13 protein-coding genes are annotated in these 15,129 nt (G+C 72.2%); 4 read left to right on the top strand and 9 right to left on the bottom strand.

The genetic code is table 11. From position 1 onward, the window contains the following. Window positions 1-2,363 precede the first annotated feature (2,363 nt). Both ACIBZJ_RS39455 and ACIBZJ_RS39450 read right to left on the bottom strand, forming a co-directional pair. Complete coding sequence (locus ACIBZJ_RS39455) at window positions 2,364-2,714, bottom strand: hypothetical protein (protein WP_395938752.1); 351 nt, start codon at window positions 2,712-2,714, stop codon at window positions 2,364-2,366. Window positions 2,715-2,792: 78 nt separating this feature from the next. Beyond that, window positions 2,793-3,170, bottom strand: a complete 378-nt coding sequence (locus ACIBZJ_RS39450) for a hypothetical protein (RefSeq protein WP_395938751.1) — start codon at window positions 3,168-3,170, stop codon at window positions 2,793-2,795. Window positions 3,171-3,309: 139 nt separating this feature from the next. Here ACIBZJ_RS39450 and ACIBZJ_RS39445 point away from each other — a divergent pair, with 139 nt between their 5' ends. Further along, window positions 3,310-3,660: a hypothetical protein gene (locus ACIBZJ_RS39445; protein ID WP_395938750.1), complete on the top strand. Its 351-nt coding sequence runs from the start codon at window positions 3,310-3,312 to the stop codon at window positions 3,658-3,660. A 328-nt stretch (window positions 3,661-3,988) separates the two neighbouring features. Here the strand turns inward: ACIBZJ_RS39445 and ACIBZJ_RS39440 are convergent, their stop codons facing one another. The 3 genes from ACIBZJ_RS39440 to ACIBZJ_RS39430 all read right to left on the bottom strand — a co-directional run bounded on the left by ACIBZJ_RS39440 (window position 3,989) and on the right by ACIBZJ_RS39430 (window position 6,503). Further along, window positions 3,989-4,771, bottom strand: a complete 783-nt coding sequence (locus ACIBZJ_RS39440) for an SDR family NAD(P)-dependent oxidoreductase (RefSeq protein ID WP_395938749.1) — start codon at window positions 4,769-4,771, stop codon at window positions 3,989-3,991. A 64-nt stretch (window positions 4,772-4,835) separates the two neighbouring features. Next, complete coding sequence (locus ACIBZJ_RS39435) at window positions 4,836-5,381, bottom strand: hypothetical protein (RefSeq protein WP_395938748.1); 546 nt, start codon at window positions 5,379-5,381, stop codon at window positions 4,836-4,838. 126 nt (window positions 5,382-5,507) lie between these two features. Then, window positions 5,508-6,503 (bottom strand): hypothetical protein, encoded by a 996-nt coding sequence (locus ACIBZJ_RS39430; RefSeq protein WP_395938747.1) that lies wholly within the window; start codon window positions 6,501-6,503, stop codon window positions 5,508-5,510. Window positions 6,504-6,717: 214 nt separating this feature from the next. Here ACIBZJ_RS39430 and ACIBZJ_RS39425 point away from each other — a divergent pair, with 214 nt between their 5' ends. Together ACIBZJ_RS39425 and ACIBZJ_RS39420 are read left to right on the top strand one after the other, a co-directional pair. Continuing rightward, a complete protein-coding gene (locus ACIBZJ_RS39425) occupies window positions 6,718-8,046 on the top strand; it encodes a hypothetical protein (protein WP_395938746.1) in 1,329 nt (442 codons plus the stop codon). 291 nt (window positions 8,047-8,337) lie between these two features. Continuing rightward, the gene (locus ACIBZJ_RS39420; protein ID WP_395938745.1) at window positions 8,338-9,159 is read left to right on the top strand and encodes an aldo/keto reductase; all 822 of its coding nucleotides are present in this window, start codon (window positions 8,338-8,340) and stop codon (window positions 9,157-9,159) included. A gap of 58 nt (window positions 9,160-9,217) precedes the next feature. On the opposite strand, the gene clpB is transcribed toward ACIBZJ_RS39420, so the two are convergent. Beyond that, window positions 9,218-11,818, bottom strand: coding sequence for an ATP-dependent chaperone ClpB (clpB, locus tag ACIBZJ_RS39415; RefSeq protein WP_395938744.1), 2,601 nt, complete (start codon window positions 11,816-11,818; stop codon window positions 9,218-9,220). Between the two features lie 181 nt (window positions 11,819-11,999). Between clpB and ACIBZJ_RS39410 the strand changes: the two genes are divergently transcribed. Continuing rightward, window positions 12,000-12,542 carry a hypothetical protein gene (locus ACIBZJ_RS39410; protein ID WP_395938743.1) on the top strand — a complete coding sequence of 181 codons (543 nt, stop codon included), beginning with the start codon at window positions 12,000-12,002 and terminating at the stop codon, window positions 12,540-12,542. On the opposite strand, the gene ACIBZJ_RS39405 is transcribed toward ACIBZJ_RS39410, so the two are convergent. From ACIBZJ_RS39405 to ACIBZJ_RS39395, 3 genes are all read right to left on the bottom strand, one after another. Continuing rightward, a complete protein-coding gene (locus ACIBZJ_RS39405) occupies window positions 12,536-13,030 on the bottom strand; it encodes a hypothetical protein (protein ID WP_395938742.1) in 495 nt (164 codons plus the stop codon). The two genes, ACIBZJ_RS39410 and ACIBZJ_RS39405, sit on opposite strands and share 7 nt — an antisense overlap. Window positions 13,031-13,061: 31 nt before the next feature. Beyond that, window positions 13,062-13,496, bottom strand: a complete 435-nt coding sequence (locus ACIBZJ_RS39400) for a MarR family winged helix-turn-helix transcriptional regulator (RefSeq protein ID WP_395938741.1) — start codon at window positions 13,494-13,496, stop codon at window positions 13,062-13,064. Between the two features lie 81 nt (window positions 13,497-13,577). Further along, window positions 13,578-15,095 carry an SDR family oxidoreductase gene (locus ACIBZJ_RS39395; RefSeq protein WP_395938740.1) on the bottom strand — a complete coding sequence of 506 codons (1,518 nt, stop codon included), beginning with the start codon at window positions 15,093-15,095 and terminating at the stop codon, window positions 13,578-13,580. Window positions 15,096-15,129: the final 34 nt, after the last annotated feature.

Raw genomic sequence — 15,129 nt, 5'->3', positions numbered from 1 at the left:
ACGCCGCCCGGCGAACCACCGCACGCCACGCAAGTAGGCGCACCACCGACGGCCGGGAGCCCGCAATCCCCGCGCCCGGCCCCCGAGGCACCGACGGTAGCCGTCCCCACGGTGCCCGCTACCGCGACGGCGCCGCCACCGTTCCTCCGGGCGCCTTCCGCGGGTTCGCCCTTCCCGGACGCGCCTACCTCGGGGGCGCCTTTCGTCGGGGCGTGGGGGCGGGAGGCGGAATCCACCGGAGCGCGATCCGCTGACGGCGAGGCCGCGGAGGCGCCGGCTCCGGACGGGTCAGACGCAGGCGCACCGGTTGAGAACGCGTCGATCGCACGGGCACGGGCCACCGGCGGGGCGGCCTGGGCCTCGGCGCGCGACTCCCCGCCCCGCTCGCCGGAATCCGAGAGCCCCGAAGCGGCAGCCGCGGCTCCGTCCACCCCGGCGGTCCCCACGCAGCGAACCGCGTCCCGGGACCTGAAGGCAGGGAACTCCGCGCCGAACCTGGACACGCTCGGAGCCTGGGTGTCGGCCCAGACAGCCCGCAAGACCGCACCGCCGCCCGCCCCGAGCCCCCCGGTCACCCCCGGCGCACGGGTCACCCCCGACTCACCGGCCACCGCACCGCGGCCACCCGCGGCGGAACCCCCCACGGCGGCCACCGCACCGCATCCGCTCTCGGCCGCCGCACCCGACCGTCTCACCGCCGTCAGTCCCGACCCGCGGACCGCCGCCACACCCCAGCTGCTCGGCGGCAACGCGCCGGAGCGGCCGTCCGCCGCCACGCCGGAACCGCCCCTCGCGAGTGGGCCGGAACCGCTCGCCGCCAGCGCGCCAGAACCGCCCTCAGCCGCTGCGCCGGAGCCGTCCTTCCCGGACTCGCCAGACCCGTCCTCCGGCACGCCCCAGCCGTCCGCCGCTGTACCGGAGCCGCTCGCCACGCCCGAGCCGTCCGCCGCCGCCGCGAAGCGGTCCTCCTCGGACAGGCCGGAGCCATCCTCCCCCGTGGCGGAACGGTCCGCCGCCGTAGCGGAGCCGTCCGCGGCCGCCGCGGGGCCGCCCGCCGCCGTCGCGGAACGGTCCGCCGCAGTAACGGAACGGTCCGCCGTCACGGAGCCGCCCGCCGCCGTCACGGAGCCGCCCGCCGCCGTCACGGAACGGTCCGCCGCAGTAACGGAACGGTCCGCCGTCACGGAGCCGCCCGCCGCCGCCGCCGCGGGGCCGCCCGCCGCCGCCGGGCCCGCCGCAGTAACGGAACGGTCCGCCGTCACGGAGCCGCCCGCCGCCGTCGCGGGGCCGCCCGCCGCCGGGCCGCCCGCCGCCGTCACGGAGCGGTCCGCGGCCGTGGCGGAGCGGTCCGCGGCCGTGGCGAGACAGTCCTCCGCCGTGGCGGCGTGGGCCGCCGCGTCGACTCCGGATGCGCCGGCCTCCGATCCGCGGTCGCCGGTCAGCCCGACGGCCACCGCGAACGGCCCGGCCCCGGCTGCCCGGGCGGGGGGCATCCCGGATGCCGCGCCGCCTCCGGCCGCGTCGGCCGACACCCCCGCGTCGCCGAACGACGACGCCACCGCGTCCCTCCACACGGTGTCCCCGCCGACCGCCGGGAAGCCCGCCGCGCAGCCCTCCAACTCGTCCGCGGCGAACACCTCGACCGAGCCTTCCGGCGCCTCGACCCAGCCGTCCGACGCCTCGACCCAGCCGTCCGGGCCCAAGCAGGCCTCGGACATCTTCCAGGTCAGCCCGGGCTCCGCACTGGCCGCGCTGCTCGCGATGACCGAAGGCATCGCCCCCGCCAAGGACCCGGGGCCGACCCCCACTCCCCCGGCGCCCACTCCCCCGGCGCCCCGGGCCCCGACCACCGGCCGGGCCACCGTCTCTCCACCCACCTCCGGCCGGGCGACCGTCTCCCCACCCAGCGCAAGCTCCGCAACCGGCCGAGTCGCCGTCCCCCGGCCGGTCAGCGCCCCGCCCACCCGCCCGGCCGCCGAAACCTCCCCCGGGTCGCCCTCCGTGGCGGCGCCCCCCGCCGGCTCGCGCGACGCAGCAACGCCTCCCAGCGCCCGGGGCGCCTCCCCAATCCCCACCGGCGCGCCGTTCGACGAGGCAACCACCACCGGCGCTCGTCCCGCCACCAGCGCTCGGGGCACCGCCGGGGCATGGGCCACCACTGGCGCTCAGGGCACCACCAGCGCTCAGGGCACCACCAGCGCTCAGGGCACCACCGGCGTCTGGTCCGCCGCGGTGGCCCCCGCCGACCCGCGGTCCGCGGCCGCAACCCGCAGTAGCGCGCCGGGCGACGCCGGGCCGACCCCTGTGATGCCACCGGCCGACAAGGGCTGGTCCGCGATCGAACCGGTCAGCGCACCACCCGCTCACGGCTCGGGGCCGACGCCCGCCATGCCGACCCCCGTCATGCCGCCGGCCGACAAGGGCTGGTCGGCGATCGAACCGGTCAGCGCACCACCTACCCAGACCTCGGGCGCGGTCGCGCGTGGCACCGTCCGGCCGGTGAGCGCACCACCCGTGTCGGCGCGGGCGACCGTCACGCCTCCGGCCGCGAGGCCTTCCGCATCGGACACGTCGGACTCTCCGTACCCGGCCGCGACCACGCCGGTCATGCCAACGCCGGTCATGCCACCCGCCGATCGGGGCTGGTCGGCCACCGAACCGGTCAGTGCGCCGCCCGGGCACAGCACCTCCGCGGTCGCACGGTCAACCGTCACTCCGGTGAGCGCACCGCCCGTCCACGGTAGGACGTGGGCCGCCGCCGAAACGCCGGCACCCGTCATGCCACCTGCCGATCAGGGCTGGTCCGCGACCGGATCGCCGCACTCGCCGGCTGCGGCCTGGACCGCCTCGCCGCCGGTCAGCGCCCCACCCATCAGCGGCCGACCCTTCACTGCCCCGTCCGTCAGTGCGCCGCCCGTCAGCGCCCCGCCGGTCAGCGCCCCACCCGCCAGCGCCCCACCCGTCAGCGGCCGACCCTTCACTGCCCCGCCCGTCAGCGGCCGACCCGTCAGCGCCCCGCCGGTCAGCGCCCCACCCGTCGCTGCGCCACCCGTCAGAACCCAGCCGGGCTGGGCTCCCACGGCATCGTCCGTCAGTGCGCCGCCCACGGCGACCGCCTCCTGGACGCCCCCGACCGACCACGGCTGGCCGGCCAGTCCAGCGCCGGCCACTCCAGCGCCGTTCGGGGCAACCCCGGTCGGGGCAACCCCGGTCGGAGACACCCCGGTCGGGGCAGCACCGCTCACCGGCGACGACCTGCGGAACGCGACCGATCCGACCGTCACGCTCGGGGTCGTCAAGACTCCGCGGGTGCGACCGGCCCGGCCCCCGGCGGTGGTGGCGGCCATGGTGCTGGTGAACCTCACCGGAGTGGCACTGTTCGGGCTCTCGCTCCTGTTCGCCACGCTCGGGCCGGCGGTGTTCTTTGTTCCGCTGGCCGGGGCCGTCATCATGGGCTGGCTGGGGCGCGGCATCTGGCGCGGGAGCCGGGCGGCCTTCGTGATCATCACGGCGCTCTCGGCCATGTTCGTCGTCGCGGGCATCGCGTCACTGGGCGGCGGCTCGATCGGGCTGACACTCGCCCAGTTCGCGATCCCGGCCGTGCTGATCGGACTGCTCACCGCCCAGCCGGTCACCCGCGCCTACTTCTGGCATCGATAGCTGCCCCGACGCAGGTCGGGGGGGGGGGGGGGGCGGCCCCCCCCCCCCCCCCCCACCCCCCCCCCCCCCCCCCCCCCGCGCCCCCCCCCCCCCCCCCCCCCCCCCCCCCCCCCCCCCCCCCCCCCCCCCCCCCGCGAGCCGGTACCCCAGGGCCGAGTTGATCGCGATCATCGCCGCGTTCGTGTCCCCGTTCCACGACGACACGAGTCGTGCTGCCGGCCACACCCCGGTCAGCCGGCGCAGGTTCGCGACCTTGACCAGGGCGTCGACCGCTTCCACCCTCAGCATCCCGCCACGGTCGGCCAAGCCCGCCAGGCGGGCAACCCATTTACCGACGGCCGACGCTGCGCGCGGCCCGTCCGATCACCCGGAGGAAGAGCGGCCGCGGCGCGTAGCGCACGATCCCTCCCAAGACCTTGTAGCGGACGCTCGGCACGCTGGTCGGTCGTCCGCGGCGCAGATCGGCGAGCGCCTCGCGAACGACCGTGTCGGCGTCCAGCCACAACACATCCGGGATGTCCGCGGTCGGGATCGATGCCCGCGAGTGGAACTCCGTCCGCACGAACCCCGGGCACACCGCGCTCACCCGCACGCCGTGCTGCCGGAGCGTCAGGTGCACCGACTCGCTGAACGTGATCACCCACGCCTTGGTGGCCGAGTACGTCGACCCCGGTGCGGTCGGGCCGAAACCGGCCACCGACGCGACGTTCACGACGTCGCCGTGCCCCCGCGACGCCATCCCGGTGACCGCCGCGTGGGTGAGCCGCATGACCGCCCGCACGTTGAGCGCGAGCATCCGCTCCTCGTCCTCGATCGGGTTTTCCAGGAATCCGTCCCGTAGCCCGATGCCCGCGTTGTTCACCAGCAACTCGACCGGCTGCCCGACGTCCGCCAGACGCTTTTCGACCTGGGCGCACCCCTCGGCGGAGGCGAGGTCGGCCGGCAGGACCTCGACCTCGACCGAGTAGCGGTCGCGGAGCTCGGCCGCGGTCGCGGCCAGCCGTTCGGCATCGCGGGCCACGAGCACGAGATCGCGCCGCTCGGCGGCGAGCGCGCGGGCGAAGGCCGCGCCCAGACCGGCGGTGGCCCCGGTGACCAGTGCAGTAGTCATCACTTCTCCCCGCAAAAGAAGCGGGGCCGACAGGTGGATCCCTGTCGGCCCCGCCGGACGAACCTCAGTAGCCGGCGGCCGGCTTACGGAAGTACGCGTTCGAAGCCGGCAGCGCCAGCAGCACGATGATCGCGACGAAACCCGCCAGCTCCAGGAACGTGACCAGGTAGCTGTAGGCGAGGTACCCACCCGGCAGGTAGGACGAGATGACCGCGAGCGAGAACGCGGTCGAGACACCGACGCAGCACAACGCGAGGCCGGAGACCACCCAGGCGATGATCCGGGCGACGTTGGCTCCGCGCAGCACCCCCAGCGCGAGACCGATGAACGCGGCGGCGAAGATCAGGCCGAAGACGATGCCGAAGACCTGGCTGAGACCCTGGTTCGAGCTGGTGCTCGTCAGGTTGTTGTCGGCCAGGTACTTGTCGGTCGCCTCCTTGATGGTGTCTGCCGCGAGCAGCGAAACCACTGCGCCGATGAGCAGTAACACCGCCTCGCCCACCAGGACGTAGGCCGCCATGGTGACGGTCGCCGGTCGTGATGCTCGAGGGCTCTGGCCGGGAAGTGGCGGCTGGCCCGACGCGCCCGGCGGGGGCGGGTTGTAGGTCATGCGTCTCCTCTCAGGAGGTACGGACTCTCTCTGCCGGTACAGACGAGTTGAGGGTCCCTACCCTGCCGCATGACGGCTCATTCCTTATGAGAGATCTGTGAGTTCACGAGGTCTTCTTTCCGACATTCAGTACAGCCCTCGGACGGCTTCCCACCCCGGGTCGGGCCGCCACTCACTCGTGACCTTGATCGACTGCTGACCGGCCCAGGTCGCGACCTGGTCGGGTACGACGCCGTTGCTGTCGGCGTACAGGTGCAACGTACGGACGCCTGCCATCGTGACGATCGCGACCAGCACCGCGGAGTCTCCGAGCCGCCCCAGCAACCCGTTCTGGACGCCGTCGAGCGAGGCCTCCTCGGCCGAACCGGGCTCGAACGGCAGCCGGACCCGGCCGTGCAGGTCGTAGAGCGGATAGTCGAGCCGGGCGAACGGAACCCGGACCCGCACGGTGACCGGCCGATCGCGGTCGTCGAAGCCGTCGACGGTCACCCATTCGCCGAACTTGTAGTGGGTGGCCAGCTCGACGACCGCGGCCCGCAGCTCCTCGACGTCATTGGCCTGGTCGTCGCCGGTGACCTTGACTTCGCCCAGCCAGCGCTCGACGTCGTCTTCACCGAGAGCCCAGTCGAGGAGCAGGAACGACGCCTGGAGCCGCACCGCCTCGTCCAGACGAGGAAAGTCGGGGTGCCAGACCGCGACGTGTACCCGGGCGCGGTCGAGATCGATCTCGTAGCCGAACCGGGCGGAGCCCGGATGGAAAGGGCGGCCCCCGAGCTGCACCGAGCCGGTGTAGGCGGTCGGGTCGGGCTGGCGGGAGGCGTAGTACTCCCAGTCGGCATCCGGCCCGGGGCCGGCGCGGAGCCACCGCTCGGTCACCGGACGCAACGCGGGCGAGCCCTCGGGGCTGACCACGAGCGCGTGCTTGGCCTGCCGGCCGGACGTGAGCTCCCAAGCGAGCTCGGGGTGGATGGCGCGCACCCGTCCGGTGAGGTCGCGGTGCAGCTTGCCGAGGTCGTCCCGGTCGAGGCCGGCCCCCACCTGATCGCGGGCTCGGGCCCACCAGGACCAGAACGCGGTGATGCTGTCACGGGGGTCGCGAGTGCGACGTTCGAACAGCGCCATGAAGGCAGTTTGCCAACCCGCGCCAACGGACGCCTCAGCGGTCCGGCCCGGAGAGACGATCGACGGCGGTTACTCCTATTTCCGGGGGATTTCCGGGTCGGTCCGGCGACCGACCGGTCCGACCACGGATGATGGGCGAAAACCAGGTCCGTAAGCTTGAGTTTCGGACGATCCGGGGAGGGGTCTCGGTTTGCGGTACCGGGTAGCTGCCCTGTTGACACTTGCGCTGGTCGTGGCCGGGTGCAGCCCGATCGACGGCAAGATGGTCAGCTACGACTCGGTGGCCAATCACGTCCGGATCGCGGCTTCGAACCTCGGGCAGGCCAACGGCGTCCGGGTGAACGGAACGCTGCAGGACGACCGCGGCGAGGAACTCGCGATCGACGTCCGGCTCAACGGCGCCGGTGAAGGCGCGGGGAAGATCCGGCGGAACGGCATCGCGGCGGCGGCACTGGTCGTGGACTCCATGACGTACGTGAAGGCGCCGTCGGCGTGGTGGGCTCCCGACAGCCGGGCCGACACGTACGACAACGTCTGGGTGGCGGTCGCCGAGACCACGATCGGGTTCGACCTGGCCCGCAAGCTCAAGCCCGACGCGCTCGGCGCGCTGGTCGACGACGCGTTCGGCTCGCTGCAGATCGAGGGCATGCCTCCGGTCACCGAGGTCGACAAGATGCCGGTGCGGAAGGTCGAGGCGTCGGCCGGGACGCTCTGGGTGACGGCCGAGAAGCCGTACCGGGTAGTACGCACCGAAGGCAGCTTGCTCGGCAAGCAGACCGCGGTGAACTTCACGATCACGGCTCCGGGCGCCACCGCGCTGATCGCCCGGGACGTCGCTCTCGGCTTGCCCGCCCTGCGTACCGGCAGCTACGACGCCCACGCCAGCCTCCGGTTCGACGGCGCGCTGCGCAGCGCGTGCGACGCCCAGGGGTGCACGGTCACCGGGCGGGTCCGGAACCCGTCGGCCGAGGAGCCGGTGACCGCGGTGCTCGACGGCAAGGTCAGCGCCGACCGCACCGTGCTGGGCCGCTGCCGGTCCGGACGGGAGACCGTACCCGCCTCGGCCGCGGCCGACGTGAGCTGCCGGGTGACGACCGCGGCCTGGCGATCGTTCTTCGCGTCGGCAGCCTCGTCGGGCGCCCCCGCGACCAGCATGAAATACCAGGTCGCCGCGAGTGCGAGCGCAGTGTCCCCGGCACCGGTCGCGACGACCTGCCTGCGCGGGGGCAAGGGCTGCGGCGACCTCGACCTCGACGACGGCGACGTGCTGGAGACGTTCGACCGCAGCGGCGCCGCCTGGTACGACCGGACACCCGCCGACTCCGAGCTGCCCGACTGGCGGAAGATGATCGAGGAGACGGCGGCCGGCGCCGACCGGGTGCCGTGGGCGTCCGACGGCAAGCCGACGGTCGCGTACTACGGGACGCAACGCGGCCGCCCGTTCGTCGCGCAATTCGACCGCGAAGACGGCAAGCTCGTCGCGGCCTACGGCCCGAGCACCGACGAGGCCACCGCGCTCCGACAGGCCGTCAGCGGCATGTGAGCCGGCTCAGCCGCAGACCACCAGCAGACGCGTACGCGGTTCGACGCGACCGGCTCGCCGGACCTGGCCTGTCTCACGTCGGAAGCTCGGGGTTCTCGCCGTGACGCGGCTTGAACTGCGTCGGCGGGAAAATCTGAGACCCCCCGTCGGGATCCTTCTCGACGAACCAGACCTCCGGAAGGAGCGGTGGTTGGCGAAGCGGAAGCTTCGAAGGTCCCGGCGGCCCCCTCGTTCGAATCCGGGGCTGGTGGGCAATCCTGGGGAGGAACTTGAATCGAGGGAGAACCCACCATGGGCGAAGTGCCTTACCTGACTCTGAACAACGGGGTTCGAATCCCGCAGCTGGGCTTCGGTGTCTGGCAGGTGCCGGCCGACGAGGTGGTCGAGCCGGTCCGGATCGCGCTCGAGACCGGCTACCGCCACGTCGACACCGCGGCCGCGTACGGCAACGAGGAGGGCGTCGGCCAGGCGATCCGCGAGGCGGGCGTCGCGCGCGAAGACCTCTTCGTCACGACCAAGCTGTGGAACGCCGACCACGCGAACGCGGGCGAGGCGTTCGACGTCAGCCTGCGGAAGCTCGGCCTCGACTACGTCGACCTGTACCTGATCCACTGGCCGCGGCCCGACAAGGACCAGTACGTCGAGGCGTACCGGGCCATGGAAAAGGTGCTGGCCGAGGGCCGGGCGCGCGCGATCGGGGTCTCGAACTTCCACCAGGCGCACCTGGAGAAGCTCCTGGCCGAGACCGAGGTCGTTCCCGCGGTGAACCAGATCGAGCTGCACCCGGGCTTCGACCAGGCCGAACTGCGCGCGTTCAACCGGGCGCACGGCATCCAGACCGAGGCCTGGAGCCCGATCGGCCAGGGCAAGGGCCTGCTCGACAACCCCGCGCTGGCCGAGATCGCCGCGGAGGTCGGCCGCACTCCGGCCCAGACCGTGCTGCGCTGGCATCTCCAGCTCGGGAACGTCGTGTTCCCGAAGTCGGTGACGCCGGCCCGGATCCGGGAGAACTTCGAGGTGTTCGACTTCGCGCTGAACGCCGCCCAGATGGACGCGATCAGCGCGCTGCCGGGCGAGCGCATCGGCGCGAACCCCGAGACGGCGTTCTTCTAAAAAGAGGGGGCCCGTAGGCCCCCCTCTTTGAGAAGAAGGGGCCCGTGGGCCCCTTCTTCTACAGCTGGATGATCGGCTCCGAGCTCACGACCAGCGAGTCGCGCTCGGCGTCGACGTCCACGTAGACCGTGTCGCCGTCCACCACGCCGCCGGCCAGCAGCGCCCGGGCCAGCTGGTCGCCGATCGCCGACTGCACGAGCCGCCGCAACGGCCGCGCCCCGTAGACCGGGTCGAACCCACCGATCGCCAGCCACTCCCGGGCCGCGGCGGTGACCTGCAGCGTCAGCCGCCGGTCGGACAGGCGCGCGCCCAGCCGGTCGAGCTGGATGTCGACGATCCGGGTCAGCTCCTCGGTGCCGAGCGCGTGGAACACGACCACGTCGTCGAGCCGGTTGAGGAACTCGGGCTTGAACCGGGCCCGGACGACCTCCATCACGGCGTCCTTCCGGCCCTTGTCGTCGAGCGACGGGTCGGTGATCGCCTGCGAGCCGAGGTTCGACGTCAACACCAGGATCGTGTTGCGGAAGTCGACCGTGCGGCCCTGGCCGTCGGTCAGGCGTCCGTCGTCGAGGACCTGCAGCAGGATGTCGAACACGTCCGGATGGGCCTTCTCCACCTCGTCCAGCAGGACGACGGTGTACGGACGCCGCCGGATGGCCTCGGTGAGCTGGCCGCCCTCTTCGTAGCCGACGTAACCCGGAGGGGCACCGACCAGGCGGGCCACCGAGTGCTTCTCGGCGTACTCGCTCATGTCGATGCGCACCATCGCGCGCTCGTCGTCGAACAGGAACCCGGCCAGCGCCTTGGCCAGCTCGGTCTTGCCGACGCCGGTCGGGCCCAGGAAGAGGAACGACCCGGTCGGACGGTCGGGGTCGGCCACCCCGGACCGGGCGCGGCGCACCGCGTCCGAGACCGCGGAGACGGCCTCCTTCTGCCCGATCAGTCGCTTGCCGAGCTCGTCCTCCATCCGGAGCAGCTTGGCGGTCTCGCCCTCGAGCAGCCGCCCGGCCGGGATGCCGGTCCACTGCGCGACGACGTCGGCGATGTCGTCCGGGCCGACCTCCTCCTTGACCATCGGGGTGGTCGCTTCGGCCGTGCTCGCGGCCTCGGCCAGCTCCTTCTCCAGGGCCGGGATCTGCCCGTAGAGCAGCTCGGACGCCCGCCCGAGGTCACCCTCGCGCTGGGCCCGCTCGGCCTGCCCCCGGACGTCGTCGAGCCGCTGCTTCAGCTCACCGACCCGGTTCAGACCGGCCTTCTCGCTCTCCCAGCGGGCGTTGAGCTCGGAGAGCTCCTCCTGCCGGTCGGCCAGGTCCTGCCGGATCCGCTTGAGCCGCTCGACCGAGGCCGCGTCGGACTCTTTCTCCAGCGCGAGTTCCTCCATCCGCAGCCGGTCGACCGCGCGCTGCTTCTCGTCGATCTCGACCGGACGGGAGTCGATCTCCATCCGCAGCCGGGACGCCGACTCGTCGACCAGGTCGATCGCCTTGTCGGGCAGGAAGCGGGAGGTGATGTACCGGTCGGACAGCGCCGCGGCGGCGACCAGGGCGGCGTCGGTGATGCGCACCCGGTGGTGCGCCTCGTACCGCTCGCGCAGGCCGCGGAGGATGCCGATCGTGTCTTCGACGCTCGGCTCGCCGACCAGCACCTGCTGGAACCGACGCTCGAGCGCCGGGTCCTTCTCGATCCGCTCGCGGTACTCGTCGAGCGTGGTCGCGCCGACCATGCGCAGTTCGCCCCGGGCCAGCATCGGCTTGAGCATGTTGCCTGCGTCCATCGACGAATCGCCGGACGCACCGGCGCCGACGACGGTGTGCAGCTCGTCGATGAACGTGACGATCTGCCCGTCGGAGCTCTTGATCTCCTCGAGGACGCTCTTCAGCCGCTCCTCGAACTCACCGCGGTACTTCGCGCCGGCGACCATCGCGCCCAGGTCGAGCGAGATCAGTCGCTTGTTGCGCAGCGACTCGGGAACGTCACCGGCCACGATGCGCTGGGCCAGGCCCTCGACGACCGCGGTCTTGCCGACGCCCGGCTCACCGATGAGCACCGGGTTGTTCTTGGTACGGCGCGACAGCACCTGCACGACCCGGCGGATTTCGGAGTTCCGGCCGATGACCGGGTCGATCTTGCCCTCACGGGCCCGGGCGGTGAGGTCGATGCCGTACTTCTCCAGGGCCTTGTACGTGCCCTCGGGATCGGGGGACGTCACCCTGCGGTTGCCGCCGCGCACCGTCGTGAATGCGCTGACCAATGCGTCCTCGCCCGCGCCGGCCGACTTCAGCCAGTCGGACACCTCGCCACCGGCCTTGGCCAGGCCGGCCAGCAGGTGCTCGGTGGACACGTATTCGTCGCCCAGCGGCTTGGCGATCCGCTCGGCGGCCTCGATGGCGTTCAGCGCCGCTCGCGCGAGTTGCGGCTGGGCGACGCTCGCCCCGGACGCGCTGGGCAGGCGCCGTAGCGCGGCCGTCGCACGGGTTCGCAGGTCTTCCGGGCTCGCGCCCACCGCGCGCAGCAGGGCGGGCGCCGTAGACCCGTCGACGTCGAGCAGCGCGATCAGCAGGTGCGCCGGCTCCATCGTCGCGTGCCCGGCCTCGGACGCCGCGGACAGGGCAGTCGCCACGACTTCGCGGCTCTTGGTGGTAAGGATCTCAGCATTCATAGCTAGCTGCGGGGCTCCTGTCTGACGACGGTCTCGCTCTGAGCAACTGCAACAAACTTGAGTGTATTCCGCTCAACTTTGCCACTTCGAGGCAAGGAGCTCAGTCGGGTACCAGGCGGATCCGTGTACCGCCGGGAGCCGGGAGGGCAGTCTCCGGGGAGCTTCCCCGAAGGAGACACCCATGGCCTACCCGGTCGATACCCGTCGACTCCGCCCCCGCCGCAGCTGGTACGCCGTCGCGGTTCTCATCGCCGTGCTCTTCACCGCGGCCGGCATCGGCGCGTTCGTGTTCGGCATCGTGTCCGCGACCAAGTCGATCCCGGACTTCACCCGCACGGTGCAGAGCGGCCAGGTCGACCTCCAGCCCGGCGTCTACGGGATCTTCGTCCCCGAGGGCTCGTCGACGGCCTGCACCTACGACGAGGGCGTCACCGCGACCACGCCGGGCGGCCAGATCACGTTCAGCCGCAACGGCGGCAGCTGGACCTGGGTCTCGACGATCACCGTCGACACCGCGGGCAACTACGCGATCAACTGCGACGCGGGCCAGTACGCGCTCGGCGGCAAGCCCGAACTCGGGACGTTCGCCGGTGGAATCGCCGGCGGTGTCGCCGCGCTGGCCGGTCTGCCGTGCCTCGGCATCACGATCGGCGGCATCATCGCGCTCGTCGTCGGCCTCCGGCGCTCGTCCCACAAACGTCGGCTGCAGACACGTCCCTACTGAGCTCCCCAACCGGGCAGGAGCGGCGGCAGGTCGTCGTACGGCTGGGCCGGCTGGCGCGGACCGGACTTGTGGCCGTCGTCCTTCGCCCAGCGCAGGCCGTGCTGGTCGGGCAGCGTGCCCCAGCCCCAATACGGGGTCGGGAGCTCGGGTACGCCGCCCAGCCGCGTCTTCCGCGGGTCGAACGGACGCTCGATCACCGTGCACAGGTGTTCCCAGGTTCCGTCGAAAACGTAGGCGAACTGGTCACCCTGGTTCAGCTCGCCCATCTTGGCGAGCACGCTGTCGTCCACCCGGACGCCGTCGGCCAGTACGAAGTCGGCCTGTTTCGGCACGTCCCAGCGGGCCAGCGCGGTGTCGATCGCCGTCCCGAACTCGGCGAACGAGTGCGACCGGGCCACCGCGAACAACCGACCGGGCCGCGGCCACAGCGGGCTGCCGGAACCGGCGATCACCTCGACCTGGATCGCCAGCCAATTTCTCCGTCGCATAACCCCACTATCCCCGCCCGATAACGGAGTATCACCCGGCGTTCGTCCGGTTGAAAAGCTCAAGCAATCTACCGAACTCCGTGACGTCGCTCTCGTCCCAGGTCTCCAACAGGCGGCGCACCTCCTGCTTGCGCTCGGTGCTGACGCCGTTGAGGCGCTCGTGCCCGGTCGGCGTGATCGCCACCAGGTGCGCCCTGCCGTCCGACGGGTCGGGCGTCCGCTCGACCAGACCCCAGTCGATCAGCCTGCTCAGCTGGCGGCTCACGGTCGACTTGTCGAGCGCGAACCGCTCGCCGATCGTCGACGCGCGCAGCGGCCCCTCGGTGTCGAGCAGCCGTAGCGTCGCGTACGCGCTGAGCTCCAGACCCGAGTGAACCGTGGACGCACTGGTCACCATCAGCGTCCGGGCCTGCCGAATGAGGAGCGAAAGCTCCCGTTCGACCCGGTCGTGGTCCTGCTCGCTCACCGGCGCTCCTCCGTCGGCCACACCATTCCGAGCAGGGTACTTGGCTGTACCTACTTATTGACGTCGCTGCTCAGCCGGTTCTCAACGAATTGGAGACTGCAGCGGCAGGCCGACGGGCGTCACCATCGTCTCGCCGCTCTCCGCGCGCTCGGCCGCCCGGGCGATATTGCGGACCATCCCCCCGAAAACGATGCCGTGGAACGGCACGATCGCGATCCAGTACGCGTGCCCGGCCAGCCCGCGCGGAAGGAACACCGCACGCTGCCGGTACCGGGATCCGGCCGGATCCGGAGCGACGGTCAGCTCCAGCCACGCCCGCCCCGGAACCCGCATCTCCGCTCGCAGCCGCAGCAGGTGCCCGGGCTCGATCTCCTCGACCCGCCACCAGTCCAGCGCCTCACCGACGTAGATCTGGTCCCGGTCCCGGCGTCCGCGGCGCAGGCCGGCCCCGCCGACCAGCCGGTCCATCCAGCCCCGCACCGACCAGGCCAGCGGGAACGAGTACCAGCCGTTCTCACCGCCGATGCCCTCGATCACCCGCCAAAGCGTGTGCGGGGAGGCGTTCGTGACCCGCTCGCGGACGTCGGTGTAGGCGCTGCCACCCGACCACTCCGGGTCGCTGGGCAGCGGATCGCTCGGCGCGCCCGGCGTCGACGCCCAGGCCCAGGTGGTCTCCACGGCGTCCTCGCGGATCCGGCGCAGTGCCAGCTCGACCGCGTGGTCGTAGGGCGTCAGGCCCTCCGGCGGGTCCGGCACGTACTCGCTGATGTCGTGCTCGTGGCACACGACCTCGTGCACCAGCGACTGCACCAGCGGAACCGCGATCGCGCGCGGCACCGGCGTCACGACGTTCACCCACTGGGCCGAGAGCGTCGGCGACAGCACCCCGACCGGCACGATGATCCGATGGGGCAGCCCGGCCACCCGCGCGTAGCGCTGCATCATGTCCCGGTAGGTCAGCACGTCCGGCCCGCCGATGTCGAACGCCCGATTGACGTCCTTCTCCAGTTCGGCGGAGGCCACCAGATACCGCAGCACGTCCCGGACCGCGATCGGCTGGATCCGGTTGCGCACCCATCGCGGTGTCACCATCGCGGGTAGCCGCTCGGTCAGGTACCGCAGCATCTCGAACGAGGCCGACCCCGACCCGATGATGACCGCCGCGTTCAGCACGATCGCAGGCACCGGCGAGTCGAGCAGGATCTGCCCGACCTCGGTCCGCGACCGCAGGTGCGGCGACAGGTCCTCCGCGGCCACCCCTTCCGGGGTCAACCCGCCCAGATACACGATCTTCCGGACGCCCGCCTGCGCGGCGGCGTCCGCCACGGTCTGCGCGGCACGCCGGTCGAGGTCGTCGAAACCCTTCGTCCCCAGGCTGTGGACGAGGTAGTAGAGGACGTCGATGCCCTGGGCCGCCTTCTCGAGGGACTCCGGGTCGGTGACATCACCCTGGGTGATCTCGATGTGTTTCGCCCAGGGGACGTCACGGAGTTTCGAGGGCGTCCGCACCAGGCAGCGGACCGTGTGTCCCTGCTCCAGCAGCCTCGGCACCAACCGCCCACCGATGTAGCCGGTGGCGCCCGTCACGAGTATGCGCATAGTTCGATCCTCAGCCCGTTTGTCCAAATCTGCA

The sequence above is a fragment of the Cryptosporangium sp. NPDC051539 genome (assembly GCF_044454545.1).
GTDB lineage: Bacteria > Actinomycetota > Actinomycetes > Mycobacteriales > Cryptosporangiaceae > Cryptosporangium.
The sequence above is the reverse complement of the archived record's forward strand: the minus strand, read 5'-3'. Positions and strand labels throughout refer to the sequence as shown.

What these genes read in the sequence shown, in the direction of transcription:
- ACIBZJ_RS39430 (WP_395938747.1), bottom strand. Translation starts at nt 6,503, where the DNA reads ATGGCGCTGTTCGAACGTCGCACTCGCGACCCCCGTGACAGCATCACC.
- ACIBZJ_RS39395 (WP_395938740.1), bottom strand. Translation starts at nt 15,095, where the DNA reads ATGCGCATACTCGTGACGGGCGCCACCGGCTACATCGGTGGGCGGTTG.
- ACIBZJ_RS39410 (WP_395938743.1), top strand. Translation starts at nt 12,000, where the DNA reads ATGGCCTACCCGGTCGATACCCGTCGACTCCGCCCCCGCCGCAGCTGG.
- ACIBZJ_RS39435 (WP_395938748.1), bottom strand. Translation starts at nt 5,381, where the DNA reads ATGACCTACAACCCGCCCCCGCCGGGCGCGTCGGGCCAGCCGCCACTT.
- clpB (WP_395938744.1), bottom strand. Translation starts at nt 11,818, where the DNA reads ATGAATGCTGAGATCCTTACCACCAAGAGCCGCGAAGTCGTGGCGACT.
- ACIBZJ_RS39440 (WP_395938749.1), bottom strand. Translation starts at nt 4,771, where the DNA reads ATGACTACTGCACTGGTCACCGGGGCCACCGCCGGTCTGGGCGCGGCC.
- ACIBZJ_RS39405 (WP_395938742.1), bottom strand. Translation starts at nt 13,030, where the DNA reads ATGCGACGGAGAAATTGGCTGGCGATCCAGGTCGAGGTGATCGCCGGT.
- ACIBZJ_RS39420 (WP_395938745.1), top strand. Translation starts at nt 8,338, where the DNA reads ATGGGCGAAGTGCCTTACCTGACTCTGAACAACGGGGTTCGAATCCCG.